Origin of the sequence: Lelliottia nimipressuralis, assembly GCF_004402045.1 — a bacterium.
GTDB classification, from domain to species: domain Bacteria; phylum Pseudomonadota; class Gammaproteobacteria; order Enterobacterales; family Enterobacteriaceae; genus Enterobacter; species Enterobacter chinensis.
The window spans coordinates 12,625-37,761 of sequence record NZ_SOMG01000015.1 but is presented as its reverse complement, the minus strand read 5'-3'; the positions used below and the strand labels follow the sequence as shown (position 1 = coordinate 37,761).

27 protein-coding genes are annotated in these 25,137 nt (G+C 53.2%); 7 read left to right on the top strand and 20 right to left on the bottom strand.

From position 1 onward, the window contains the following. Positions 1-25 precede the first annotated feature (25 nt). Complete coding sequence (gene ahpC, locus E3U32_RS08750) at positions 26-589, top strand: alkyl hydroperoxide reductase subunit C (RefSeq protein WP_008501015.1); 564 nt, start codon at positions 26-28, stop codon at positions 587-589. A 188-nt stretch (positions 590-777) separates the two neighbouring features. Further along, complete coding sequence (gene ahpF / locus E3U32_RS08745) at positions 778-2,343, top strand: alkyl hydroperoxide reductase subunit F (protein ID WP_134348457.1); 1,566 nt, start codon at positions 778-780, stop codon at positions 2,341-2,343. Positions 2,344-2,403: 60 nt separating this feature from the next. On the opposite strand, the gene uspG is transcribed toward ahpF, so the two are convergent. The 3 genes from uspG to rnk form a co-directional block, all read right to left on the bottom strand. Continuing rightward, positions 2,404-2,832, bottom strand: a complete 429-nt coding sequence (gene uspG, locus E3U32_RS08740; protein ID WP_023310731.1) for a universal stress protein UspG — start codon at positions 2,830-2,832, stop codon at positions 2,404-2,406. A gap of 156 nt (positions 2,833-2,988) precedes the next feature. Next, entirely contained in the window at positions 2,989-3,078 is a 90-nt protein-coding gene (gene yldA / locus E3U32_RS23745) for a small membrane protein YldA (RefSeq protein WP_286164258.1), read from the bottom strand. Between the two features lie 139 nt (positions 3,079-3,217). Further along, positions 3,218-3,628, bottom strand: a complete 411-nt coding sequence (gene rnk, locus E3U32_RS08735) for a nucleoside diphosphate kinase regulator (protein WP_032641735.1) — start codon at positions 3,626-3,628, stop codon at positions 3,218-3,220. 244 nt (positions 3,629-3,872) lie between these two features. Here rnk and E3U32_RS08730 point away from each other — a divergent pair, with 244 nt between their 5' ends. Next, entirely contained in the window at positions 3,873-4,490 is a 618-nt protein-coding gene (locus E3U32_RS08730; RefSeq protein ID WP_134348456.1) for a flavin reductase family protein, read from the top strand. On the opposite strand, the gene rna is transcribed toward E3U32_RS08730, so the two are convergent. Beyond that, positions 4,484-5,293 (bottom strand): ribonuclease I, encoded by an 810-nt coding sequence (rna, locus tag E3U32_RS08725; RefSeq protein ID WP_134348455.1) that lies wholly within the window; start codon positions 5,291-5,293, stop codon positions 4,484-4,486. The two genes, E3U32_RS08730 and rna, sit on opposite strands and share 7 nt — an antisense overlap. A 94-nt stretch (positions 5,294-5,387) precedes the next feature. Then, positions 5,388-6,755 carry an anaerobic C4-dicarboxylate transporter DcuC gene (gene dcuC / locus E3U32_RS08720; protein ID WP_059310813.1) on the bottom strand — a complete coding sequence of 456 codons (1,368 nt, stop codon included), beginning with the start codon at positions 6,753-6,755 and terminating at the stop codon, positions 5,388-5,390. A gap of 392 nt (positions 6,756-7,147) precedes the next feature. On the opposite strand from dcuC, the gene pagP reads away from it, so the two are divergent. Together pagP and cspE are read left to right on the top strand one after the other, a co-directional pair. Continuing rightward, positions 7,148-7,765: a lipid IV(A) palmitoyltransferase PagP gene (gene pagP, locus E3U32_RS08715; RefSeq protein WP_134348454.1), complete on the top strand. Its 618-nt coding sequence runs from the start codon at positions 7,148-7,150 to the stop codon at positions 7,763-7,765. A gap of 190 nt (positions 7,766-7,955) precedes the next feature. After that, the gene (gene cspE, locus E3U32_RS08710) at positions 7,956-8,165 is read left to right on the top strand and encodes a transcription antiterminator/RNA stability regulator CspE (protein ID WP_002439184.1); all 210 of its coding nucleotides are present in this window, start codon (positions 7,956-7,958) and stop codon (positions 8,163-8,165) included. Between the two features lie 219 nt (positions 8,166-8,384). Here the strand turns inward: cspE and crcB are convergent, their stop codons facing one another. Continuing rightward, positions 8,385-8,768 (bottom strand): fluoride efflux transporter CrcB, encoded by a 384-nt coding sequence (gene crcB / locus E3U32_RS08705; protein ID WP_134348453.1) that lies wholly within the window; start codon positions 8,766-8,768, stop codon positions 8,385-8,387. Between the two features lie 66 nt (positions 8,769-8,834). Here crcB and E3U32_RS08700 point away from each other — a divergent pair, with 66 nt between their 5' ends. Both E3U32_RS08700 and tatE read left to right on the top strand, forming a co-directional pair. Next, the gene (locus E3U32_RS08700; RefSeq protein WP_134348452.1) at positions 8,835-9,623 is read left to right on the top strand and encodes a deaminated glutathione amidase; all 789 of its coding nucleotides are present in this window, start codon (positions 8,835-8,837) and stop codon (positions 9,621-9,623) included. 125 nt (positions 9,624-9,748) lie between these two features. Continuing rightward, positions 9,749-9,952, top strand: coding sequence for a twin-arginine translocase subunit TatE (tatE, locus tag E3U32_RS08695; protein ID WP_023310742.1), 204 nt, complete (start codon positions 9,749-9,751; stop codon positions 9,950-9,952). Positions 9,953-10,032: 80 nt separating this feature from the next. Here the strand turns inward: tatE and lipA are convergent, their stop codons facing one another. From lipA to leuS, 14 genes are all read right to left on the bottom strand, one after another. Continuing rightward, positions 10,033-10,998: a lipoyl synthase gene (gene lipA / locus E3U32_RS08690; RefSeq protein WP_134348451.1), complete on the bottom strand. Its 966-nt coding sequence runs from the start codon at positions 10,996-10,998 to the stop codon at positions 10,033-10,035. Positions 10,999-11,205: 207 nt separating this feature from the next. After that, on the bottom strand, positions 11,206-12,159 hold the full coding sequence (locus E3U32_RS08685; protein WP_134348450.1) for a YbeF family transcriptional regulator: 954 nt from the start codon (positions 12,157-12,159) through the stop codon (positions 11,206-11,208). Positions 12,160-12,450: 291 nt separating this feature from the next. After that, a complete protein-coding gene (lipB, locus tag E3U32_RS08680; RefSeq protein ID WP_134348449.1) occupies positions 12,451-13,092 on the bottom strand; it encodes a lipoyl(octanoyl) transferase LipB in 642 nt (213 codons plus the stop codon). Positions 13,093-13,186: 94 nt separating this feature from the next. Continuing rightward, entirely contained in the window at positions 13,187-13,450 is a 264-nt protein-coding gene (gene ybeD, locus E3U32_RS08675) for a DUF493 family protein YbeD (RefSeq protein WP_006177135.1), read from the bottom strand. A gap of 105 nt (positions 13,451-13,555) precedes the next feature. After that, positions 13,556-14,767 carry a D-alanyl-D-alanine carboxypeptidase DacA gene (gene dacA / locus E3U32_RS08670; RefSeq protein ID WP_014069323.1) on the bottom strand — a complete coding sequence of 404 codons (1,212 nt, stop codon included), beginning with the start codon at positions 14,765-14,767 and terminating at the stop codon, positions 13,556-13,558. 139 nt (positions 14,768-14,906) lie between these two features. Then, complete coding sequence (rlpA, locus tag E3U32_RS08665; protein ID WP_134348448.1) at positions 14,907-16,019, bottom strand: endolytic peptidoglycan transglycosylase RlpA; 1,113 nt, start codon at positions 16,017-16,019, stop codon at positions 14,907-14,909. A 16-nt stretch (positions 16,020-16,035) separates the two neighbouring features. After that, the gene (gene mrdB, locus E3U32_RS08660) at positions 16,036-17,148 is read right to left on the bottom strand and encodes a peptidoglycan glycosyltransferase MrdB (protein ID WP_008501037.1); all 1,113 of its coding nucleotides are present in this window, start codon (positions 17,146-17,148) and stop codon (positions 16,036-16,038) included. 2 nt (positions 17,149-17,150) lie between these two features. Continuing rightward, positions 17,151-19,052, bottom strand: coding sequence for a peptidoglycan DD-transpeptidase MrdA (mrdA, locus tag E3U32_RS08655; RefSeq protein ID WP_134348447.1), 1,902 nt, complete (start codon positions 19,050-19,052; stop codon positions 17,151-17,153). A gap of 28 nt (positions 19,053-19,080) precedes the next feature. Beyond that, positions 19,081-19,548, bottom strand: coding sequence for a 23S rRNA (pseudouridine(1915)-N(3))-methyltransferase RlmH (gene rlmH / locus E3U32_RS08650; protein WP_003858701.1), 468 nt, complete (start codon positions 19,546-19,548; stop codon positions 19,081-19,083). A gap of 3 nt (positions 19,549-19,551) precedes the next feature. Further along, entirely contained in the window at positions 19,552-19,869 is a 318-nt protein-coding gene (rsfS, locus tag E3U32_RS08645; protein WP_023334893.1) for a ribosome silencing factor, read from the bottom strand. Between the two features lie 269 nt (positions 19,870-20,138). Further along, the gene (gene nadD, locus E3U32_RS08640) at positions 20,139-20,804 is read right to left on the bottom strand and encodes a nicotinate-nucleotide adenylyltransferase (RefSeq protein ID WP_134348446.1); all 666 of its coding nucleotides are present in this window, start codon (positions 20,802-20,804) and stop codon (positions 20,139-20,141) included. Next, positions 20,797-21,828 carry a DNA polymerase III subunit delta gene (gene holA, locus E3U32_RS08635; RefSeq protein ID WP_134348653.1) on the bottom strand — a complete coding sequence of 344 codons (1,032 nt, stop codon included), beginning with the start codon at positions 21,826-21,828 and terminating at the stop codon, positions 20,797-20,799. Before holA ends, nadD begins: the two co-directional genes overlap by 8 nt. Continuing rightward, positions 21,828-22,397: an LPS assembly lipoprotein LptE gene (gene lptE / locus E3U32_RS08630; protein WP_134348445.1), complete on the bottom strand. Its 570-nt coding sequence runs from the start codon at positions 22,395-22,397 to the stop codon at positions 21,828-21,830. Before lptE ends, holA begins: the two co-directional genes overlap by 1 nt. 14 nt (positions 22,398-22,411) lie before the next feature. Then, complete coding sequence (gene leuS, locus E3U32_RS08625; protein ID WP_134348444.1) at positions 22,412-24,994, bottom strand: leucine--tRNA ligase; 2,583 nt, start codon at positions 24,992-24,994, stop codon at positions 22,412-22,414. Positions 24,995-25,137: the final 143 nt, after the last annotated feature.

The window sequence follows — 25,137 nt, the reverse complement described above, 5'->3', positions numbered from 1 at the left end:
CAACGAAAACACGGAGGAAGTACAGATGTCTTTGATTAATACCAAAATTAAACCTTTCAAAAACCAGGCGTTCAAAAACGGTGAGTTCATCGAAGTCACTGAGAAAGATACTGAAGGCCGCTGGAGCGTGTTCTTCTTCTATCCTGCTGACTTTACCTTCGTTTGCCCGACTGAACTGGGTGACGTGGCAGACCATTACGACGAACTGCAGAAGCTGGGCGTAGACGTTTACTCTGTGTCTACCGATACCCACTTCACGCACAAAGCATGGCACAGCAGCTCTGAAACCATCGCCAAAATTAAATACGCGATGATCGGTGACCCGACTGGCGCCCTGACCCGTAACTTCGACAACATGCGTGAAGATGAAGGCCTGGCAGACCGCGCGACCTTCGTCGTTGACCCGCAGGGCATTATCCAGGCTATCGAAGTTACCGCTGAAGGTATCGGCCGTGATGCTTCTGACCTGCTGCGTAAAGTGAAAGCGGCTCAGTATGTGGCTTCTCACCCAGGCGAAGTGTGCCCGGCAAAATGGAAAGAAGGCGAAGCGACTCTCGCTCCATCTTTAGACCTGGTCGGCAAGATCTAAGTCTGTAAAGCCTGGCGGCGCTGCGCTTGCACAGGCCTACAGTATCGTAGGCCGGGTAAACGAAGTGCCACCCGGCAATCAATGGGCGCCCCCCGCGCCCATTTCATTCCAGCACCATGATGCAAGTTGCATTCAGGCAGCCCGTATAAGGCAGCTTGCATGATGACGTTTTAAGAGAGGGAAGAACAATGCTCGACACTACGATGAAAACCCAGCTCAAGGCGTACCTTGAGAAACTGACCAAACCTGTTGAGCTGATTGCCACGCTGGACGACAGCGCGAAATCGGCAGAAATCAAGGAGCTGCTGGCAGAGATCGCTGAACTGTCACCGAAAGTGACGTTCAAAGAAGATAATACGCTGGCAGTTCGTAAGCCTTCTTTCCTGATAACTAACCCAGGCTCTGACCAGGGACCGCGCTTTGCCGGTTCGCCGCTGGGGCATGAATTTACGTCGCTGGTGCTGGCGCTGCTGTGGACCGGCGGTCACCCGTCAAAAGAGGCGCAGGCGCTGCTGGAGCAGATCCGCGATATCGACGGCGATTTTGAGTTTGAGACCTATTATTCACTCTCCTGCCACAACTGCCCGGACGTGGTGCAGGCGCTGAACCTGATGTCGGTCCTGAACCCGCGCATTAAGCATACGGCGATTGACGGCGGTACGTTCCAGAATGAAATCACCGATCGCAACGTGATGGGCGTTCCGGCGGTCTACATGAACGGCAAAGAGTTCGGCCAGGGCCGTATGACCCTGACGGAAATTGTGGCTAAAGTGGATACTGGCGCTGAAAAGCGTGCCGCGGAAGAGCTGAACAAACGTGATGCGTATGATGTCCTGATTGTCGGTTCCGGCCCTGCGGGTGCGGCGGCAGCGGTGTACTCCGCGCGTAAAGGTATCCGTACCGGCCTGATGGGCGAACGCTTTGGTGGCCAGGTGCTCGATACCGTAGACATTGAAAACTACATCTCTGTACCGAAAACCGAAGGCCAGAAGCTCGCTGGCGCACTGAAAGCGCACGTCAGCGACTACGACGTGGACGTGATCGACAGCCAGAGCGCCAGCAAGCTGGTGCCGGCTGCGGTTGAGGGCGGTTTACACCAGATTGAAACCGCCTCCGGCGCGGTGCTGAAAGCACGCAGCATTATCATTGCCACCGGCGCGAAATGGCGCAACATGAACGTGCCGGGTGAAGATCAGTATCGCACTAAAGGCGTGACCTACTGCCCGCACTGCGACGGCCCGCTGTTCAAAGGCAAGCGCGTGGCGGTGATCGGCGGCGGTAACTCCGGCGTGGAAGCGGCTATCGACCTCGCGGGCATCGTTGAACACGTCACCCTGCTGGAGTTCGCTCCAGAAATGAAAGCCGACCAGGTTCTGCAGGATAAAGTGCGCAGCCTGAAAAACGTCGATATCGTGCTGAACGCGCAGACCACGGAAGTGAAGGGCGACGGCAGCAAAGTGACGGGGCTGGAATACCGCGACCGCGTGAGTGGCGACGTTCACAGCGTTCAGCTTTCGGGGATTTTCGTGCAGATTGGTCTGCTGCCAAACACCACCTGGCTGGAAGGGGCGATTGAGCGCAACCGCATGGGCGAAATCATCATCGATGCGAAATGCGAAACCAGCGTGAAGGGCGTATTTGCGGCGGGCGACTGTACCACCGTGCCGTACAAACAGATCATCATTGCCACAGGCGAAGGTGCGAAGGCGTCTCTGAGTTCGTTTGACTATCTGATCCGCACCAAAACCGCATAATAAAAGAAAGTAAGACGACACCTGCAATAGCAAGAGGCCACCGTAAGGTGGCCTCTTTTTTTATCTTACGACCATCACCGGTATGTGGGTGTGGCGGATGACGCTGGAGGCGTTAGACCCCAGCAGATGCGTAGTAATGGAAGGGTTGCGCGAACCGATGACCACCACGTCTGCTTTCAGCTCGTTCGCCAGTTCGTTTACCGCATCGCGTACGCTGCCAAATCTGACGTGCGTTTTGATGCGTGAAGGGTCGATGCTGAAATGGCTGACCATGGTTTGCAGGCGAGTTTCCGCTTCGTGCTGCAAGTGCTCCTCGAAACGACGCACATCGGCTGCAAAGCGGTGAAGGCTCAAGCTGGCGGAACCCGGCAGGACGTGCAAAAGATGGATGACACCGTCCTGTTGCGCCAGGAACTCCGCATGGCGTACGGCCTTGTCGCTCAGCTCCATCTCAAAAACATCAACCGGCATAATGATTCTCTGATACATACCCGTTTCTCCTTGTTTATAAACGCTGAACTCATTCAACCACAAAATATAAATGGTTTCTGTAAGCTCCCCGGCAGTTTTCCTGTCTCGCCAGGATAAATCTCAAAAGAGCGCTTTTCCCGCAAAGCTTTTCCAGGAAGGGGTGAGGATGCGCATTCACCAGTGGCGTTCAAGGTAGATCACGGCCGTGACGATAATCGCCACAAAAATCAGAAAAATAAGTGTGATAGCCAGTATCTCACTCATGACCGTCCCCGCGGCACCAAAACAGATTAAGCGTGGATTAAGGTCTTTTCGCGCGATATAGGAAAATGGGGTGAATTTGCGGAAAGAGGATGCGGCAGCATCCTCTGTGCAAAGCGGGTGGGCGCTTGTTCAGAAGAGGTTAACGCAGGTAATCACCCGCGGCTTCTGGCTGATAAAGCAACGCCAGCACTTCCAGATGGGCAGAGGCGCCGCCCGGCAATTCCCAGTGGATGGTATCACCCGTGCGCAGCCCCAGCAGTGCGGCACCCACAGGAGCAAGGACAGAAAGCTGTGCGCTGCTGTCAGTCATCTGCGACGGGTAAACCAGTGTACGGGTCAGCTCTTCGCCGGTGGTCAGGTTGCGGAATTTTACCTGGCTGTTCATGGTGACCACGTCATGCGGCATCGACTCAGGGGTGCACATCTGCGCCCGGTCAAGCTCTTCATTCAGGGCGTCGGCCACCGGAAGTGAGGCAAATTCTGCTTTTTCCAGCAGCCTGTCGATACGTTCTGCGTCGAGCTCATTGATGATAATTGTAGGTCTGGACATTTTTACTCCATGTCGTTAATGCTGCGTGTCACGCAGAAACCAATCCAAAAGAAAACCCTCGCCGTCTGGCAGCGAGGGTTTAACTCTCCCGATGATACTGGCTGAGCGCGCAAGTTTGAAGTGATGAAGGTCACATTCATGGTCCATATGAATTTTCGCTGAAATTTATTCAGTCTGCATTCCTGGCGGATTGCGTTACGCTGAGATCCTGAACCAGGGCGTTGCCCACCAACGAGAGAGAACTATGTACTTCTACCAACCGTCTCAGGGACACGGCCTGCCGCATGACCCGCTGAACGCCATTATTGGTCCACGCCCGATCGGCTGGATCTCCTCATGCGATAACGCCGGTCAGCTGAATCTCGCACCTTATAGCTTCTTTAACTGCTTTAACTATCGTCCGCCGATCATCGGTTTTTCCAGTAACGGCTGGAAGGACAGCGTGCGTAATATTACCGAAACAAAAGAGTTTGTCTGGAACCTGGCGACGCGCGATCTCGCACAAGCCATGAACCAAACCTCTGCAATGCTTCCCCACGACCGGGATGAATTTAGCTTTGCCGGGCTAACGCCAGCGGCCAGCCAGCTGGTTAAGGCGCCCCGTGTCGCAGAAAGTCCGGTGAATTTTGAGTGCCGCCTGTCGCAGTGCATTCAGCTTACCGGAGCCGACGGTACGCCGGTGGATACGTGGCTGGTGCTGGGGGAAGTGGTCGGTATCCATATTGCCGAAACGCTGCTGGAAGAGGGGATATACCAGACGGCTAAAGCGCAGCCCATCCTGCGTGCGGGTGGGCCGACGGCTTACTACGGCATCAGCGACGAAAACCGGTTTGACATGGTACGTCCGACAGTGAGTCAGTAACCGGCTTTATCAATCACGAATTGTTTTCCGCAGTTACCCGGATGTGGCTGCGGTGCAAACGACGTTGCTGAAAGCGGATTATTAATGGTGTCTGCCTTCAGCGAAATTTGCATCTCGGTCAGATAAGCCGGATTGCCGTTGCAGGTCAGCTTGAACGCTTTGACATTTTCCCTGCCCCAGGTTTTGGCAACGGCACTGTCAAAGTCACTACGACTGACGGTTTTCCCATAGTTATCGGCGAGGAATTTACCGATCGCGCTGTTTTTAACTTCCTGATTCATCCGCACCATGGTGCCGAAATAGGCATCGGGATCAAAACCAAAGCAGACGCCATGTTTGGCATATTCGTAACGTTCCAGGCAGGAATTACCGCCCGCGCCAGGCATAACGCTGTTGAGCTTTGCGGCACCGGAAAGCGATAGTCCGGTTTCGGCGGCGGCACATTTGCGGCTGGCCTTCACTTCCGGCATGTTCGGGATCGGACGCGTGGCACAGCCAAAGCGCATCCAGCGACGTTCATCCACGCCGCGTGCGGCAATAGATTTCGGCAGGCCTGGCCATAATCCGTGCACGGTCAGAAAATCGGTTTTATTTTCGGCCTCTTTTTGCAGGCGACACTCGTCAGGTTCATTGCGGTTGCGCTCGACCATGCTTTGACAAAACCCGGTTTGCCAGGACAGAGCCAGCACATAGCGATCGAAATCGCCATACTGCGTTGCCTTGAGCGGTTCGGCCTGCGTGGAGAAGACACAGAGGGCAAGCGCCATTGCGCCAGATGGGATAACGATATCCTTCCTGAACATATGATTTCCTGATCGAATGAACACGATTAATTTCTGGAAGTTATTAAAGCACAAAAAGCGCCCGCAGGCGCTTTTTGGATATCAGTAATTTAGCTTAGGCTGCGCCGGGAACCAGCACTTCCGTGGCGATAATCACGATAATCAGCCCCACAAGAACGGGCACTGAGGTGCGTTTTACCACTTCAAATGGCGAGATTTTCGCCATCCCGGCAACGGCAACGACGACACCCGATACCGGCGAAATGGTACGACCCAGGTTTGAGGCCTGCAGCATGGGAATGGAGAGATATGCCGGGTTAATACCGGAGGAGTGGGCCAGTTTTGGGATCATCTCAACGAATGCGTAGAACGGCGCATTACCGGAGCCGGTGGTCATGGCCGCCAGCATGGTGAGCACTACCAGAACCAGCATCAGGATAATACTGGCCGAGCCGAACGAGGTGGCAATGGAGATGAGGCTCTGGATAAAGCCGATCGTACTCAAACCCTGAGCAAAGACGCCTGCTGCCACCAGCAGCATAACCACGCCAGCGAAGGCATCCGCCATACCGCGATACGCCACTTCCAGACCCGTAAACACTTTTTGCGTGTTAAAGCCGCGCACAAATTCCAGTACGGCGGCCAGCAGCATACAGATGACCAGAATGGTGATGATGTGCAGCTGTGGACCCCATTTTCCGTCAAAAATCAGCACCCCGATAATCGGCGTGAACGGCAGAATGGCGTAGAACGCGGGAGCCGTCGTGGTGATTTCACTCACATCCATCATTTCATGGCTGATGTTTTCTTTCTTATCGAGATAGCGCTGCCAGAAGAAATGCGCGATACCCATTCCGACAATGGCAACAATCGAGATCGGCAACGTGGTTTTAAAGGCGAAGTCAATGAGGGACATCTCCGCAGCCTTTGCTGCCAGCACAACGTCGCCAGAGGTCGGGGAGAGAATAATGGCTGCCGGAGACGCGCAAATTGCCGCTGCCGCACCGCGGCTGATACCGACGTTCACCATGACCGGGAACAGCGTGGCCATGAGCAGTACGCCAAGTCCGGTTGCTGACGACACGGCCAGCGACATCAGGCAGGCGAGGAAATAGGCGGCGACCATCAGCAGATACGGCGAGTTGATGTACTGCAGGGGTTTCGAGGCTAGTTTAACCACCATGTCATTGGCGCCGATATGGGTCATGTAGGCCGCAAAACCGCACAGCATCATGATCATCATACCCAGGTCACCACCGCGGCTCATGAGCAATATTTTAATGTATTCAACAATATCAGTTGCGGTGTAACCCGTACTGGTTGCGCTGGCAGGTAATACCTGATGCCCCATTATTGCGCTGATAATCAGCAGTGTTAACCCGCCAACAAATAATACGCCCGTGGCCGAGTAGCCTTTAATGATGTAGCGTGCGACACCGACAATGACGACGACTCCAATAAGGAGTTCGATTAACGTAAGCATGATTTCCCCTGTATCTTTGCTGCACTGGAGCACAAAAAATCAATAAAAAAAGAAGGATGAAATGTGCCCAATAAATGGGCTGTTCTTGCTGATTAAAATCAATAAACAGACGACTAGAGAACAGAACAATCGTGTTTTTGCCATAACCCATACATTTATGTCATGAGGATCTTGACCGTCAGAAATAGCACGATATGTCCTTATAATGATAACAAATTGTTAATGTTTTGTGTGATTTTGCATGTTATTGATAAAGAAGGTTAAACGATAAAAGGCACACTCTTAATGTGATTATTCGGACTTGTTGTCAGAATTTATTAAGAATATTCCCGAAAAAAGGGTGGATAATTAGGAATAACGCCGATGCCGTTAAGCCTTGATTCAACTATTTTATGGTAAACTTTGCCTCGAATACTAAGAATGGTAATTGCATTGTGATCGCACGTAATACATTTTTCTCTATTTTGTTGTTTATTTTTGGGCAGTTAACGTTTTCTTCTGTTGCGCAGGCAGGGGACAACGCGACAGATAAAGGCTGGTTCTCAACCTTTACAGATAATGTATCCCAAACCTGGACGGCTCCTGAACACTATGACCTCTATGTTCCGGCGATAACGTGGCATGCGCGTTTTGCTTATGACAAAGAGAAAACAGATAAATACAACGAGCGTCCCTGGGGCGCGGGTTTTGGCCAGTCGCGCTGGGATGAAAAGGGAAACTGGCACGGCATCTATCTGATGGCCTTTAAAGACTCGTTTAATAAATGGGAACCGATTGGGGGTTACGGCTGGGAGAAAACCTGGCGACCGTTAGCGGACGAGAACTTCCACATCGGTTTGGGCTATACCGCTGGGGTCACTGCACGTGACAACTGGAACTATATCCCGATTCCAGTGCTGCTGCCGTTGGCCTCGATTGGATACGGTCCTGCAACGTTCCAGATGACCTACATCCCGGGCACCTATAACAACGGTAACGTTTACTTCGCCTGGATGCGTTTTCAGTTTTAACTGAAAAAACTTTACATGATGGTGAAAAAATGCGCAGTCGTTGATTCATAAACGATAAAAATCTGCCAGTGATAATTAACGCGACTTTAGTCACTTTTTATCAAAGATCCGCTGGACAAAAGGTCCCACAATTGATGTACTGGTAACCGACACAGCATTTGTGTCGTTTTTTAATGTAAAGGTAATTTTGATGTCTAAGATTAAAGGTAACGTTAAGTGGTTTAATGAGTCCAAAGGATTCGGTTTCATTACTCCTGAAGATGGCAGCAAAGATGTGTTCGTACACTTCTCTGCAATCCAGTCTAATGGTTTCAAAACTCTGGCTGAAGGTCAGCGTGTAGAGTTCGAAATCACTAACGGTGCCAAAGGCCCTTCTGCTGCTAACGTAATCGCTCTGTAATTCAGACGCGTCAGCAAGAATTTCAAAACCCGCTCACTGAGCGGGTTTTTTTCGTTTTCAATCAGCCAAGCAGATACATTTTCAGGAAGCTGGCAACGATCAGCACGCTCAACAATACCATTCCTGCGCTCATCAGACTCTGTTTCATTCTGTCACCCTCGTTCAGTATTACACTCAGAGTGACAGAGAAAAATTAAGCCAACATTAACGTTCAGGCTGTTAATGCGTACTGGCAGAGGAAAACAGCCAAAATGCGATCCCCGTCATCGCAAAGGAACCGAGCATGTTAATCGCGATATTCATCAGCGCCCAGCCGATACGGCCTTCCTGAAAGAGAAACACCACTTCGGCAGAGAATGTGGAAAAGGTGGTTAACCCGCCGCAGAAACCGGTCGTAATCAATACCTTCCACATTGGGTCGATGTGCGTCATTCGGTTAAACCAGGCCAGTCCCATGCCAATGATAAAGGCACCAATCAGGTTTGCGGCAAGAGTCCCCATAGGAATCGCCTGATGCAGGGGATTAAACCGCATACTCAGAAACCATCGCGCAACGCTACCCGTTCCCCCACCAATAAAAACGGCTAAAAGTAGTTGTAACACGCTTAATACCTGCTATTTGATTGTAAGAGTGACGAGTTTAACGCCGTTTATGATGAGGGGACAAATATGTATGTTGCGGTAGGGCAATTTGCGGTCACGCCTGACTGGCGTGAGAATGCGATTAAATGCGTCAACCTGATGATGCAGGCCCGGCAGAAGGGGGCGTCGCTGTTAGTTCTCCCTGAGGCGCTGCTGGCGAGGGACGATAATGACCCGGATCTGTCGGTGAAGTCGGCGCAGCCATTGGATGGCGAGTTTTTACAGCAACTACTGTCCCAGAGCGCCGGCAACGAGATGACCACCCTTTTCACGGTGCATGTTCCCTCCACGCCGGGTCGTGCGGTGAATACGCTCGTGGCTATTCGTGGCGGGACAATTGTCGCACGTTACGCCAAGCTACATCTCTATGACGCGTTCAGCATTCAGGAGTCGCGGCGCGTTGACCCAGGAGACCGTGTTCCGCCGCTGCTGGAAATTGACGGGTTTAAGGTTGGGTTGATGACCTGCTACGACCTGCGTTTTCCGGAGCTGGCGCTCCATCTGGCGTTACAGGGCGCGGACGTGCTGGTATTGCCTGCCGCGTGGGTCAAAGGACCGTTAAAAGAGCACCACTGGTCAACGCTGCTTGCGGCGCGTGCGCTGGATACGACTTGTTATGTCGTTGCCTCAGGAGAATGCGGCACTAAAAACATCGGGCAAAGCAGGGTGGTTGATCCGCTGGGGGTGACGATCGCCGCCGCCGCTGAAGCCCCCGTTTTGCTGATGGCGGAGATAAACGCAGACAGAATTGCGCTTGCGCGTCAGCAATTACCCGTTCTCCGCAATCGTCGATTTGCGCCACCGCAATTATTGTGACGTTTTTTTCAACAATGCTTGATTCACCTTGTTACAGATTGCTATTGTGTGCACGCGCTAAATGACCGTTAATACAATCAGGTTTTGGCGCTGAATGCAGCCTGTTTTAAGTAAAGAAGGTATCTATGGGTGAGATTAGTATTACCAAACTGCTGGTGGTTGCCGCACTGGTCGTCCTGCTGTTTGGTACCAAGAAGTTACGCACGCTGGGTGGTGACCTGGGGGCTGCCATCAAAGGCTTTAAGAAAGCGATGAACGACGATGATGCGGCTGCGAAGAAAAGCGCCGAGGATGACGTCCCGGCGGACAAGCTTTCTCACAAAGAGTGACAGCAATGCCTGAGGGCTTGCAAAAAAAACCGGCTCATGGGGCCGGTTTTTTTGTATTACTGTAAGTGAATATTACAGCATTATTTAACTTCTTCGCCTTTCGCCTGCATATCGGCGTGATATGAGGAGCGAACAAATGGGCCGCATGCTGCGTGGGTAAAGCCCATCGCCAGCGCTTCGGCTTTCATTTCATCAAACTCGTCCGGGCTCACGTAGCGCTGTACCGGCAGGTGATGGCGGCTTGGCTGCAGATACTGTCCCAGAGTCAGCATGGTCACACCGTGGCGGCGAAGATCGCGCATCACCTCGATGATTTCCTCATTGGTTTCACCCAGACCTACCATCAGACCTGACTTGGTCGGGATGTGCGGATGCGCTTCTTTAAAACGCTCCAGCAGTTTCAGAGACCAGTTATAATCTGCACCCGGACGCACCTGGCGGTAAAGACGCGGCACGTTCTCCAGGTTGTGGTTAAACACATCTGGCGGCGTCGCGGTCAGGATGTCCAGCGCACGGTCCATACGGCCGCGGAAGTCTGGAACCAGCGTCTCAATTTTAATGGTCGGGCTTTTCTCGCGAATGGCCGTAATACAATCAGCAAAGTGCTGAGCACCACCATCACGCAAATCGTCACGGTCAACGGACGTGATAACCACATACCGCAGCGCCATGTCAGCAATGGTCTGCGCCAGTTTTTGGGGTTCGTTAGCATCAGGTGCAACTGGACGGCCATGAGCTACATCGCAGAACGGGCAGCGGCGGGTACAGATAGCACCCAGAATCATAAACGTCGCGGTACCGTGGTTGAAACATTCAGCAAGGTTGGGGCAAGAGGCTTCTTCACAGACGGAGTGAAGGCCGTTTTTGCGCATCGCCGCTTTGATCCCCTGGATACGCGAAGAGTCGGCCGGAAGTTTGATTTTCATCCATTCCGGTTTTCTTAACAGCGCCTCGCGCTCTGTAGCCACGTTTTTAACCGGGATAAGGGCCATTTTATCGGCATCGCGGTATTTAACACCGCGTTCCATCACAATGGGTTTACTCATAGCGTGCGTGTTCCAGTTGCGAATATCGAAGGAAAGCGTTTCAATTCAAGGGAATGTTGTATTTATCAACTATTTTTGAACGAACGACAGGCAGTATATCATTGAAACGGTCGTTAAAGCAGCCTGCCACGTCGCCAATTTGTAAAATAGTTGTTGTTTTGTGCCTTTTGCCCTGCATAGCGCAGGGGCTTATGCTGGCTTAACCTGTCAGAAGGCCTGGCGGATAATGCGGATGACGTTTTCCAGAACCGGATCGCGCAAACTCAGTTTGTTGTAATGCAGTGAAATCTCAATAGATTCCGCATTAAGCTGACTGAGCGGGATGTTTTCCAGTGGCCAGCATTTCCGCAGCAGGCTATACAGGCGTGCCGGCATGATGCACAGCATGTCGCTGCTGCCGATCAGGGATGCAGTGGTGAACATATTGTAACTACTGAAGCTGATCTGACGCTCCGGGAAAATTTCATCAATACGCTGGCGCAGGGCATGATTAGACTGCCCCTCGGTGATGAAAGAGGAGTGATCGTAGTTGCGCAGGTTTTCGAGAGTCAACGGCTCGCTGAGAGCAGGATGCTGCTGGCGGCACACCAGAACCAGGTTATCCGCATAGAGCACATTTTGCCCCAGCGCTCTGGCACTGAAGTTACCGCTTTCGATAATCAGGTCTGTCTGGAACTGGGCAAGCTGAATGTCAGGCTCATTGAGCGGCACATTGCGAAGCAGGAGTTGTGGCGCATGCTCTTTCACGGCCTGGAAGATTGCAGGCATCACAAGTACACCCACCGAAGGGGAACAGCCGATGGTGATGGTTCTCTGCTTATCGTAGCTCCCGGTTAAATCCAGTGCGCCCAGAATCGACTCCAGCCCCTGGCTGATGAACTCATGGAGGTGCGTGGCGTAAGCCGTCGGTGTCACACCCTGGCCCTTACGGATAAATAACGGGTCGGGAAATATAGCACGTAGCTTTTGAATTGACTGGCTTATTGCTGATGGCGTGAGATTAAGAATTTTCGCAGCGTTAACGATACCCTTGTGGACATATACTGCCTCAAAAATAGTCAGTAAATTGAGATCAATATTACGTAAAGTCCGAAAAATTTGCGGCTTGTCTTCGCCACCAGAGTCATTCAGGCGTTTGGCTGGTAAATTATTATACTCCACGCTTTCACTCCGTATACATTCACAATATGAATGATAGTTGAATTTATTTATTATGCTTGTAGAGATTCGTAAAGTGTTGGTTTTGTTTCACTTGTTTATCGAAAACAAACAGTTGTGTGATTATCACTCACGTTACTTAGACCGTGTTTGCCGCGCTTGCTTAAGGCTAAATAATATGTAACGGTAATATTCGGGCGCTTCGAAAATATAGAATCTGGGGTTTATTGTAAAGCGCAAAAGCGGTAAATAAACAGTGGCTCGTCAAATTAGCGAGCCATGTTGTACGATATATTAAGCAGGGATATATTCGTGCGGGGGATTGTTAAGTAGTGCTAACACATTCTTCAAAAGCACAGGACGAATATTTTCTGGCGTAGCGGTTTCAACCCACTGGCGCATGTGCGTCATTTCCATGCCGGCGTAGCCGCAGGGGTTTATGCGCTGGAAAGGCGCGAGATCCATATTAATATTCAATGCCAGGCCGTGGAAGGAGCAGCCTTTACGGATACGCAGCCCCAGAGAGCAGATCTTCATTTCCCCAACGTAGACGCCCGGAGCATCGGCCCGTGGGTGCGCGTCAATACCATATTCCGCCAGCGTGTTGACGACAGTTTGTTCCAGTAAGGTAACCAGTTCACGCACGCCAAGCTTTCTGCGCTTCAGATTAAGCAGGACGTACATCACCTGCTGCCCGGGCCCGTGGTAAGTGACCTGTCCACCGCGATCGCTCTGAATAACCGGGATATCTCCCGTCATCAATAAATGTTCCGCTTTTCCCGCCTGACCCTGCGTAAATACCGGCAGGTGTTCGACCAGCCAGATCTCATCTGGGGTGCTGTCATCGCGTGAATCAGTGAAGTCATGCATAGCCTGGGAGACAGGCTCATAAGGTTGCAGCCCGAGGTGACGGACCAGAATTTTATCCTGATACAAAACTGCGTCTCCGAAGACGAGGGACAAAAGGTGTGCGGGAGTATATCACAGCGGGGAGAGGGGTTACCCGGCAAACCGGGTAACCGCAAAGGGACTACAGTACCATACGAACAATTTCGATATTGCCGAGCTCTTCGTACAGCGTCTCAACCTGCTCAATGTGAGTCGCAGTTATGGTAATAGAAACCGAGTGGTAGTTGCCCTTGCTGCTTGGTTTTACTGACGGAGAGTAGTCACCCGGCGCATGGCGCTGTACCACTTCAACCACCTGATCAACCAGCTCAGGTTTCGCCAGACCCATTACTTTGTAGGTAAATGAGGTAGGGAATTCAAGCAGTTCGTTAAGTTTGGTTTTCATGTCAGCTCCGGCGTAACGTCAAAAAGAATAACTCCCACGTCAGGTGGGAGTTATCAGGATACTTAGTATATGGGGATCAAAATCACACTTTCAAGTGTTCAATTTTTAACCAAACCAGTGATGGAACATCAATTTAATGTAATCAATGATTTTGCCGAAGAAATTGCCTTCAGGAATTTCTTGCAGAACAACCAGCGGACGCTGATCGATCGTCTTGCCATCCAGCTGGAAGTTGATGGTACCTACAACCTGGTTTTTCTGCAGCGGGGCATGCAGCTCTGTGCTGTTCAGAACGTAGCTGGCTTTCAGATCCTTCATACGACCGCGTGGAATGGTCAGGTACAGGTCCTTATCTACGCCGAGGGAAGCACGGTCATTGTCGCCGAACCAGACGGGTTCTGAAGCAAACTCTTTACCTGCTTTCAGTGGATTCACGGTTTCGAAGAAACGGAAGCCCCAGGTCAGCAGTTTCTTGCTTTCTGTTTCACGACCTTTAAAGGTACGACCGCCCATCACGGCAGAGATCAGACGCATCTGACCTTCAGTAGCTGAAGCCACCAGGTTGTAGCCCGCTTTGTCGGTGTGACCGGTTTTGATGCCGTCAACGTTCAGGCTGTTATCCCACAGCAGGCCGTTACGGTTGGTCTGACGAATACCGTTGAAGGTGAACTCTTTCTCTTTATAGATGGAGTACTCATTGGGTACGTCGCGGATCAGCGCCTGACCAATCAGGGCCATGTCACGTGCGGAGCTGTACTGACCGTCTGCGTCCAGGCCGTGTACGGTCTGGAAATGGCTGTTTTTCAGGCCCAGCGCAGTCACGTAGCTGTTCATCAGACCTACGAACGCATCCTGGCTACCGGCGGCGAAATCGGCCATCGCCACGCAGGCATCGTTACCTGACTGCAGGTTGATGCCGCGAATCAGCTGAGACACAGGAACCTGCATACCCGGTTTCAGGAACATCAGAGATGAACCTTTGAAGACTGGGTTCCCGGTTGCCCACGCATCGTTACCGATGGTAACCAGGTCCGATTCTTTAAATTTGCCTGCTTTCATCGCCTGGCCGATAACGTAGCTGGTCATCATTTTGGTCAGGCTGGCCGGGTCACGGCGGGCATCGGCATTCTGTTCTGCCAGCACTTTGCCAGAGTTGTAATCGATCAGGATGTAGGATTCCGCGTCGATTTGCGGAACGCCAGGGATCATGGTCTTGATATTCAGGTCATCGGCGTGAGCTGCAGAGAGCGCAGCAGCGCAAAGGGCCGTGGTCAGCGCCATGCGCTGCACAAAACGAGCAGAAAAAGTGGTCTTCATGGTCAGAACTACGACATCCGTGATGGAATTAAAAAAAGTGCCTTACTATAGCAAATGCTATTCAGGCAGGCATCCGACTTTAAGCATGAGTTTGTGAATCTGTTTTACACAAACTGACATTTCGGACACCGCCGATTAATTACTTTGCAACAGCGATAAATGACTGAAGCTGAGCTTCATTCTGCAGGCGCTGCTGAAGGGTCGCTGCCTGCGATTTGCTGGCAAACGGCCCCATCTGAATACGCCACACCGCGCCGTTCTGTTCAACGCGTCCTGGTACCCCAAACTGCTGGCTCAGACGTTGTTGATACTGTTTGGCTCGTGCCTGATCGCTCACTGCGCCAACCTGAACCACATAGCTGCCGCTGGCCGCAGCCGGAGCCGCCACCGCAGCACTTTGCGTGGTCGCTGGCGCCGTTACGGGAGCCGGTTGGGTCGCTGGTGCTGTAACAGGAGCAGGGGCTGGCGTAGGCTCGCTGCCTTCAAGCACGCCCGAGGCTAAGGTCGTCGGTGCGCCCAGAAAGCCGCTGCTCTTTACCGGTGCGCCCGTTGAATCATCGCTTTGGAGCGTGTCATTGCTGATCGGGCGAATTTCTCCCCCCGGCTCAGAAGGTGCTGCCGGAGAAGAGGCACTTCCCATTCCGCCGTCAAGATTTGGGCGGTCGGGAAGGGCGTAGGTCTGTTTTGCTACTGTCGTACACGCGGTACCCGGCCCGGAGAGAGAACCATCCTGCGCCACGATAATCGGGTCAATACGGACTTTGGAGTTGTTCGAGGTGTTCAGGCGGTCGGCGGACGCGCGCGACAGGGAAATCACCCGGTCATTCCCGTACGGGCCGCGGTCGTTGATGCGCACAACGATCATACGACCGTTCGCCAGGTTGGTGATACGGGCGTAGCTCGGAATCGGCAGCGTTGGGTGTGCCGCAGTCAGTTGCATTGGATCGAACGCTTCGCCGGAGGCCGTCAGGTTACTGCCTGGCTCGGCATCATAAATGGCGGCAAAGCCAGCCTGACTGAAACGGGACGGATCCTGAACAATTTTGTAGCTTTTGCCGTCGCGCTCGTAATCCTGATTGGCACTGGCATTAAGCGGTTCATAAACGGGATCGGCGCCGCTGATTTCAACGTTCGGGCCATTACACACCGCAGGCTGCGGCGGCGCGACGGTTGCCTGTTGCTGACCATCATCACTTGTGCAGGCCGCAAGTAAACTTGCCGCGATGCAGATCCCCAGCCACTGCTTACGCATTCCGATCCCCTTATTTTTATACGCTTTTTGACAACATTTTTCTGTGGGTATGGATCGACATCACGATACCAAACCCGGCCATCAACACGATCAGTGCCGAGCCTCCGTAACTCACTAGCGGCAGCGGTACGCCTACCACCGGCAGAATACCACTCACCATACCAATATTTACGAAGACATAAACGAATAAAATCAGCATCAACCCGCCAGCCATGACGCGACCAAAGGTGGTTTGCGCGCGTGCTGCAATCCATAATCCTCGCATGATCAGCAGGACGTACAGTGCCAGCAATATTAAGATGCCAACCAGCCCCAGCTCTTCCGCCAGTACGGCGAAGATAAAGTCGGTGTGGCGCTCCGGTAAAAATTCCAGCTGCGACTGCGTGCCGTGCAGCCAGCCCTTACCGCGCAGGCCGCCAGAGCCAATCGCAATCTTGGACTGAATAATATGATAGCCCGCCCCCAGCGGATCGGTTTCCGGATCGAGCAGCATCATGACGCGCTGGCGCTGGTAATCATGCATCAGGAAGAACCAGAGGATAGGGATGAACGCCGCGATCAGCACCACTGCGATACCAATCAAACGCCAGCTCAGACCTGACAGGAAAAGGACAAACAGGCCGGAGAGGGCGATAAGGATTGAGGTGCCAAGGTCAGGCTGTGCCGCAACCAGCAGCGTTGGCAGGAAAATCAGCACCAGCGCGATGGCGGTATTTTTTAAAGACGGCGGACAGACGTCGCGGTTGATAAAGCGAGCCACCATCAATGGAACGGCGATTTTGGCAATTTCCGAGGGCTGGAAACGGACGATACCCAGATCCAGCCAGCGCTGCGCCCCTTTTGAAATGGCGCCAAACGCATCAACCGCAACCAGCAAAATGATACAGAAGATGTAGAGGTAGGGCGCCCAGCCTTCGTAGACGCGCGGCGGGATCTGCGCCATCACTACCATAATAATCAGCCCCATCGCGATCTGGCCGATTTTGCGCTCCATCATGCCGATGTCCTGGCCACTGGCGCTCCAGATAACCAGAGCGCTGTAAACCAGCAGAGCCAGCAGGATCAGCAGCATGGCTGGGTCGATGTGGATTTTATCCCACAGCGATTTTTTGTTTGGATTATCCGTCATGATTATTGGTCCTCCGCCGCAGCGGCGGCCGGGTTTTCAGCCGGCAGTTCGGTGTTGTTATCACCCAGCATAATGTGGTCAAGGATCTGGCGCATGATGGTCCCTACTGCTGGCCCAGCACCGCCGTTCTCCAGAATCATCGCCACCGCGACCTGCGGGTTATCATAAGGGGCAAACGCCGTCATCAGCTTATGGTCACGCAGACGTTCGGCAATGCGGTGTGCGTTATAGGTTTCGTTGGCTTTCAGACCAAACACCTGCGCAGTACCCGATTTCGCGGCCACCTTGTACGGTGCGCCGGTAAAATACTTATGCGCGGTACCGTTCGGGCGGTTTGCCACGCCGTACATACCGTCTTTCGCGATTTCCCAGAAGCCGGAATGAATGTCACCGACAGGCGCTTCGTGCGGCTGGTTCCAGGGCACTTTTTTACCGTCTTCAACCGTACTTTGTAGCAGATGAGGTACTTTCACCACACCGTCATTGATGAGGATCATCATGGCTTTGTTCATCTGAATCGGCGTTGCCGTCCAGTAGCCCTGGCCGATACCCACCGGAATGGTGTCACCCTGATACCAGGGTTTTTTAAAGCGCTTCAGCTTCCATTCACGCGTCGGCATGTTGCCTGAACGCTCTTCTGAAAGGTCAATGCCGGTGTAATGTCCGTAGCCAAATTTGCTCATCCACTCTGACAGGCGGTCGATACCCATGTCATAAGCTACCTGATAGAAGAAGGTATCCGCAGACTCCTCCAGCGATTTGGTGACGTTCAGATGACCGTGGCCCCATTTTTTCCAGTCACGATAGCGCTTGTCTGAACCTGGAAGCTGCCACCAGCCCGGGTCAAACAGGCTGGTATTACGGTTGATAACGCCTGCACTCAGTGCCGAGACCGCCACATACGGTTTAACCGTAGAGGCTGGCGGGTAAACCCCTTGCGTCGCGCGGTTCACCAGCGGCGTGTTGGGGTCATTAAGCAAACCGGAATAGTCTTTACTGGAGATACCGTCAACAAAGAGGTTCGGGTCATAGCTTGGCATTGACACCATCGCCAGAATGCCACCGGTACGAGGATCGGTAACCACAACGGCAGCACGGCTGCCCGCCAGTAAGGTTTCAATGTACTGTTGCAGTTTCAGGTCGAGCGTGAGATAGACGTCATGCCCCGCCTGAGGCGGCACTTCTTTCAACTGGCGAATAACGCGGCCACGGTTGTTAACCTCAACCTCTTCATAGCCGGTTTGCCCGTGCAGAACATCTTCGTAGTAGCGTTCAATTCCCAGCTTACCGATGTCGTGCGTTGCAGCGTAGTTTGCCAGCTTACCGTCTTTATCGAGGCGGTCGACGTCTTTGTCGTTAATCTTGGAAACGTAGCCAATCACATGCGTCAGCGCGGAGCCGTAAGGGTAGTAGCGACGCTTGTAACCCTTCACTTCCACGCCGGGGAAACGGTACTGGTTCACCGCAAAGCGGGCCACCTGAACTTCCGTCAGATTGGTTTTAACCGGAATGGAGGTGAAACGGTGAGAGCGGGCGCGCTCTTTTTTAAAGGCGGCGATATCGTCATCATTAAGGTCGACAACGCTCTTCAGCGCTTCCAGCGTGTTCTGAACGTTATCAACTTTTTCCGGCATCATCTCGATTTGATAGATGGTGCGGTTTAACGCAAGCGGGGTGCCGTTACGATCGTAAATAATGCCGCGGCTGGGCGCGATAGGCACCAGCTTAATACGGTTTTCGTTTGAACGCGTCTGATAATCGGTAAAGCGGACAATTTGCAGATTATAAAGGTTGGCGATCAGCACGCCGGTAAGCAGCAAAATCCCCGTAAAGGCGACCAGCGCCCGGCGCACAAACAGCGCGGACTCAGCCGTATAGTCGCGAAAAGAATTCTGTAGTTTCATCCGCTGCTTAATCTACCCTGGTCAGTCGTTACTCGCGGTGATAGGGGTGGTTGGTAGTAATGCTCCACGCACGATACAGGCTTTCTGCTACCAGTACCCGAACGAGCGGGTGGGGAAGCGTCAGCGCGGAGAGAGACCAACTTTGTTCTGCTGCCGCTTTACAGGCAGGGGATAACCCTTCAGGCCCGCCAATCAACAGACTGACGTCACGACCATCCTGCTTCCAGCGCTCCAGTTCGTGCGCCAGCTGCGGCGTATCCCAGGGCTTACCTGGAATATCGAGGGTGACGATGCGGTTTTTGCCTGCGGCAGCCAGCATCAGTTCACCCTCTTTATCGAGAATACGTTTGATATCAGCGTTCTTGCCGCGCTTGCCGGCGGGGATCTCCACCAGTTCGAACGGCATGTCTTTTGGAAAACGACGCAGATATTCAGTAAAACCGGTTTGTACCCAGTCCGGCATTTTGGTGCCGACGGCGACCAGCTGCAACTTCACGCATTAACCCCAGAGTTTTTCCAGCTCATACAGGCGACGGCTCTCGTCCTGCATGACATGGACAATCACATCGCCGAGGTCGACAACCACCCAGTCAGCCGTCGCTTCACCTTCAACACCCAGCGGCAACAGTCCTGCTGCACGCGATTCCTGAACCACGTGATCGGCAATCGAAACAACATGACGCGTAGAGGTACCGGTGCAGATGATCATGCAATCGGTAATACTGGATTTACCCTTAACGTCGATAGCGATGATGTCCTGACCTTTCAGGTCATCAATTTTGTCAATAACAAAATCCTGGAGTGCTTTACCCTGCAAGTTTTCCCCCTGGGGTGAATGAGATTGTAAAACGTTGAATTCGTAGCCAGGCAGTATACCTGAACTCACGCCTGTATCGGGACAAATGTCTCCTGCCAGGCTTTTGAAGGCGGGTATCATCCCACCCTCCGCCTGAGATTGCATCGCCATTTTTGTAAAACAATTTCTGTAAAGCAATGATCGGCGGGAAAGTCTGGCAGCGGAGAATAACAGTATGGCTTACCCTGTCAAGGCAGGATAAACAATAAGCCGCTTTTTATGCCCTCCGGCTATTCATCTGCGCTTTTCTGATACAAACCGTGCGTATGGATATACGCCAGCACCGGGGCCGGTAGCAAATCGTCACACGCTAACCCTTGCTGTAAACGCTCGCGAATGAGGGTCGCTGAGATATCGAACCACGGCGTTTCCGCCAGATAAATCTTCCCGGCAGGCTGATTGTGGAGATCTTCAACATTATCGGTGAGATGATCTTCCAGCCACTGCTGGTACTGTGCATCGCGCATGGTCAGCGGGTAGCCTGGACGGCGGCAGACGAGCAGATGGCTGTTCTCCAGAATGGTTTCATACTGATGCCATGTGGGGAAATTCAGTAGGGAATCCTGGCCGATGATAAAGGCCAGCGGCTGGTCTGGCCCTTGTTCGGCTCGCCACTCCTGCAGCGTCTGAGACGTCCAGGAGGGCGTGTCGCGACGCAGCTCACGCTCATCAAGTCGGAAGAGCGGTTTATCTGCGATGGCAAGAGCGAGCATCTCTTTTCGCTGCTCGCTGGTCGCCTCGGGCTGCGGGCGATGGGGCGGGACGTTATTGGGCATGATGATAACGCGCTGAAGGCCGATCAGATTCGCCAGAATTTCAACCGGCTTCAGATGCCCGTAATGTACCGGGTCGAAGGTGCCGCCATACAAGGCCTGTAAAGAATGCATACTATCCATCAATAAAAACGTCTGCCAGCGCCTTATGGCAGAGCAGCAGAGAAAGGCTTTCCAGCTCTGCCCAGACCGACTGACCATAATCTTTTTTTAACGTGAGCTCAGCGCGCATCAGAAGCTGTACAGCCTGACGAAGCTGTTCATGACTCAGGCGGTTGATGGCCTCGGTGGTCAAAGCCCTGCGATTTTGCCACACCCGATGTTTATCAAACAGCGAGCGCAATGGCGTATGGGCAGACTGTCGCTTGAGCGTAACCAGCAACAACAGCTCGCGCTGCAGCGTACGCAGCAGAATGACGGGTTCGCTCCCTTCCAGGCGTAGCTGCTGCAGAATATGCAGGGCGCGTTTGCTTTTCGCCGACAGCAGCGCGTCCACCCAGTGGAACGGCGTGAAGTGCGCCGCGTCGTTAACGGCCTGCTCAACGCGCGGTAAAGTCAGCTTGCCATCCGGCCACAGCAGGGAGAGTCTGTCCAGCGCCTGCGCCAGTGCCAGCAGATTACCTTCATAGCAGTAGCAGAGCAGTTGATTTGCCGCATCATCCAGTTGAAGGTTGTTCTGCTTCGCTCTCGCTGCCACCCATTTAGGCAGATGCGCCTGCTCAGGCGTTTGACAGGTGACCAGCACCGCGTGGGTTGCGAGCTGGGAAAACCATGCTGCGTTTTCCTGCGCTTTAGTCAGCTTGTTGCCACGTACAATGAGGAGCAGATCGCTGTGTAACAGGCTGACCAGCGTGGCGAGCTGCTCGTTGATAGCCGCATTAGGACCGTTATCCGGCAGCAGGATCTGAATAGTCTGGCGCGAGGCAAAAAGGCTCATCGCCTGACACAGCGAGAAGAGGGCGTTCCAGTCGGTGTTGTTATCCAACTGGACGGTGTGGTGTTCATCAAAGCCCTGCGCGGCAGCTGCAAGTCGCACGGCATCCAGACTTTCCTGAAGTAAGAGCGGATCGTTTCCAAGAAGCAGATACGCCGCGCGCAGCCCTTCATTGAGCTGCGCGCGGAGTTGTTCAGGATACAGCCTGATCATCATTTACCCAGAGAGGTAGCAGCAGGAAGCGTGCCGGCATCTGGTTTTTCAACAATGTCAGATCCTTGTTTGGTTGACGCTGCAATACTTGGCAGTTTACGGATCAGCTGTTCCGCCGCCTTGTCGTACATTTCGTTGATGATAATCTGCTGTTCAGCATCTTTTGCCAGCGCCGTCTGCGGGTTATCGAAGAACGAACGGTACACTTTCGTGCTGATCGGGTAGATATCTTTACCCGGGATCAGCACCGCCGCGTCGACCGTCAACACCATCTGATACTCTGCGGTACGGCCATCCTGGAAGATAGAGGCTGTATCTCTCGACAGACCTCCACCTATAACACGCAGAGACGGTACATCCTGGCGCAGTGTTTGTTTTTCGACAATCTCCACACCGTTCAGACGCAGCTGATTACGGATTGCCCGGCTGAGTGGACCATTCGGATCCCCGGAATCGAAGATCATTGTTTTCATCTGAGTAGGCACCGCCGTAGTATTGCGCAGGTGCCAGCCACAGCCAGCGGTGACAAGCACCGCCAGAGATAAGAGTATTGTTGCCAGTTGTCGCACGTTTCCTCCCGCGCTTAGCCAACGACCAGATTCAGCAGTTTACCCGGTACGTAGATCACTTTACGCACGGTAACGCCCTCAAGATATTTTGCGACCAGAGTTTCCTGGCCCGCGCGCTCGCGAACCTGTTCTTCGGTTGCATCGACCGCCACGGTAATTTTACCGCGGACTTTGCCGTTTACCTGGACCACGACCAGCGTCGTGTTTTCCACCATCGCTGCTTCGTCAGCCTGTGGCCACGGCGCGTTGTCGATATCGCCTTCGCCTTTCAGTTCCTGCCACAGAGTGAAGCTGACGTGCGGAGTGAACGGGTTCAGCATGCGAACAACGGCCAGCAGCGCTTCACGCATTAAGGCACGATCCTGCTCGCCGTCCTGCGGGGCTTTTGCCAGTTTGTTCATCAGTTCCATAATAGCCGCAATTGCGGTATTGAAGGTCTGACGACGACCAATATCATCGGTCACTTTTGCAATCGTTTTATGAACATCACGACGCAGCGCCTGCTGATCTTCAGTCAGTGCGGCGGCGTTCAGTGCCGGGGCATCGCCCAGAGCGGTGTGTTCGTAAACCAGTTTCCAGACGCGTTTCAGGAAGCGGTTCGCGCCTTCAACGCCAGACTCCTGCCACTCCAGGGTCATGTCTGCCGGAGAAGCAAACATCATGAACAGACGCACGGTATCCGCGCCGTAGCGCTCAACCATCACCTGCGGGTCGATGCCGTTGTTTTTAGACTTGGACATCTTGCTCATGCCGGTATAGACCAGCTCATGACCTGCGGCGTCTTTCGCCTTCACGATACGGCCTTTCTCGTCACGCTCAACGATAGCATCGACCGGAGAAACCCAGTTACGCTCGCCGTTTACGCCGACGTAGTAGAAGGCATCCGCCAGCACCATGCCCTGGCACAGCAGCTGTTTTGCTGGTTCGTCAGAGTTCACCATGCCGGCATCGCGCATCAGCTTATGGAAGAAGCGGAAGTAGAGCAGGTGCATGATGGCATGTTCGATACCACCGATGTAGATATCTACCGGCAGCCAGTAGTTTGCCGCATCGGAATCCAGCATACCGTCCTGATACTGTGGGCAGGTATAACGCGCGTAGTACCAGGATGACTCCATAAAGGTGTCAAAGGTGTCGGTTTCACGCAGCGCAGGCTGGCCGTTTACGGTGGTTTTTGCCCACTCAGGATCGGCTTTGATCGGGCTGGTGATACCGTCCATGACCACGTCTTCCGGCAGGATCACCGGCAGCTGATCTTCAGGCGTTGGCATTACGGTGCCATCTTCCAGCGTCACCATTGGGATTGGCGCACCCCAGTAACGCTGACGGGAAACGCCCCAGTCGCGCAGACGGAAGTTAACTTTACGCTCGCCCACCCCAAGGGAGGCCAGCTTATCGGCGATGGCGTTGAAGCCTTCTTCGAAGCTCAGACCGCTGAACTCGCCGGAGTTGAACAGCGTACCTTTTTCGGTCAGCGCCTGTTCGGACAGGTCTGGTTCAGAACCATCGGCGGCCAGAATAACGGCTTTAATCGGCAGGTTGTATTTGGTGGCAAACTCATAGTCGCGCTGATCGTGACCCGGAACAGCCATTACTGCACCTGTACCGTACTCCATCAGAACGAAGTTTGCGGCCCAGACAGGGATGGCTTCGCCAGTCAGTGGATGCTTCGCATAGAAGCCTGTCGCAACGCCTTTTTTCTCCATCGTCGCCATGTCGGCTTCGGCCACTTTGGTGTTGCGGCATTCGTCGATGAAGGTGGCCAGTTCCGGATTGTTTTCTGCCGCTTTCTGCGCCAGCGGGTGACCTGCGGCCACGGCCAGGTAGGTCGCGCCCATGAAGGTGTCCGGACGGGTGGTGTAGACGGTCAGGGTCTGGTCATAGTTCTCAACGTTGAAGGTGATTTCCACGCCTTCGGAACGGCCGATCCAGTTGCGCTGCATGGTCTTAACGGTATCTGGCCAGTGGTCCAGATTATCCAGATCGTTCAGCAGCTCATCAGCGTAAGCGGTGATTTTAATAAACCACTGCGGGATCTCTTTACGCTCAACTTTGGTGTCACAGCGCCAGCAGCAGCCGTCGATAACCTGTTCGTTTGCGAGAACGGTCTGGTCATTCGGGCACCAGTTAACGGCAGAGGTCTTCTTGTACACCAGGCCTTTTTTGTACAGCTCGGTGAAGAACTTCTGTTCCCAGCGATAGTATTCCGGGGTACAGGTCGCCAGCTCTCGGCTCCAGTCATAGCCAAAGCCCAGCATTTTGAGCTGGTTTTTCATGTACGCGATGTTGTCGTACGTCCACGGTGCCGGAGCCGTATTGTTTTTTACCGCTGCGCCTTCCGCGGGCAGACCGAACGCATCCCAGCCGATAGGCTGCAGGACGTTTTTGCCCAGCATGCGCTGGTAGCGTGCAATCACATCACCGATGGTGTAGTTACGCACGTGGCCCATGTGTAGTCGACCAGAAGGATAGGGAAGCATCGACAGGCAGTAATACTTCTCTTTGCTCTCGTCTTCGGTTACTTCAAAGGTGCGCTTCTCGTCCCAGTGTTGCTGGACTTTTGATTCTATCTCTTCCGGGCGGTATTGCTCTTGCATGGCAGCCAGTGGTCCTGTTTTCAATACAGCTACAAATGTAGCCAATGGATGTGGTCATTCAGATCCGCATAGCATAGCCCAAACGTCCGCGTCAAAACAGCCTTTCGCACAAATGCGCTTTGCAGGAATTTACCGGGTCTGTG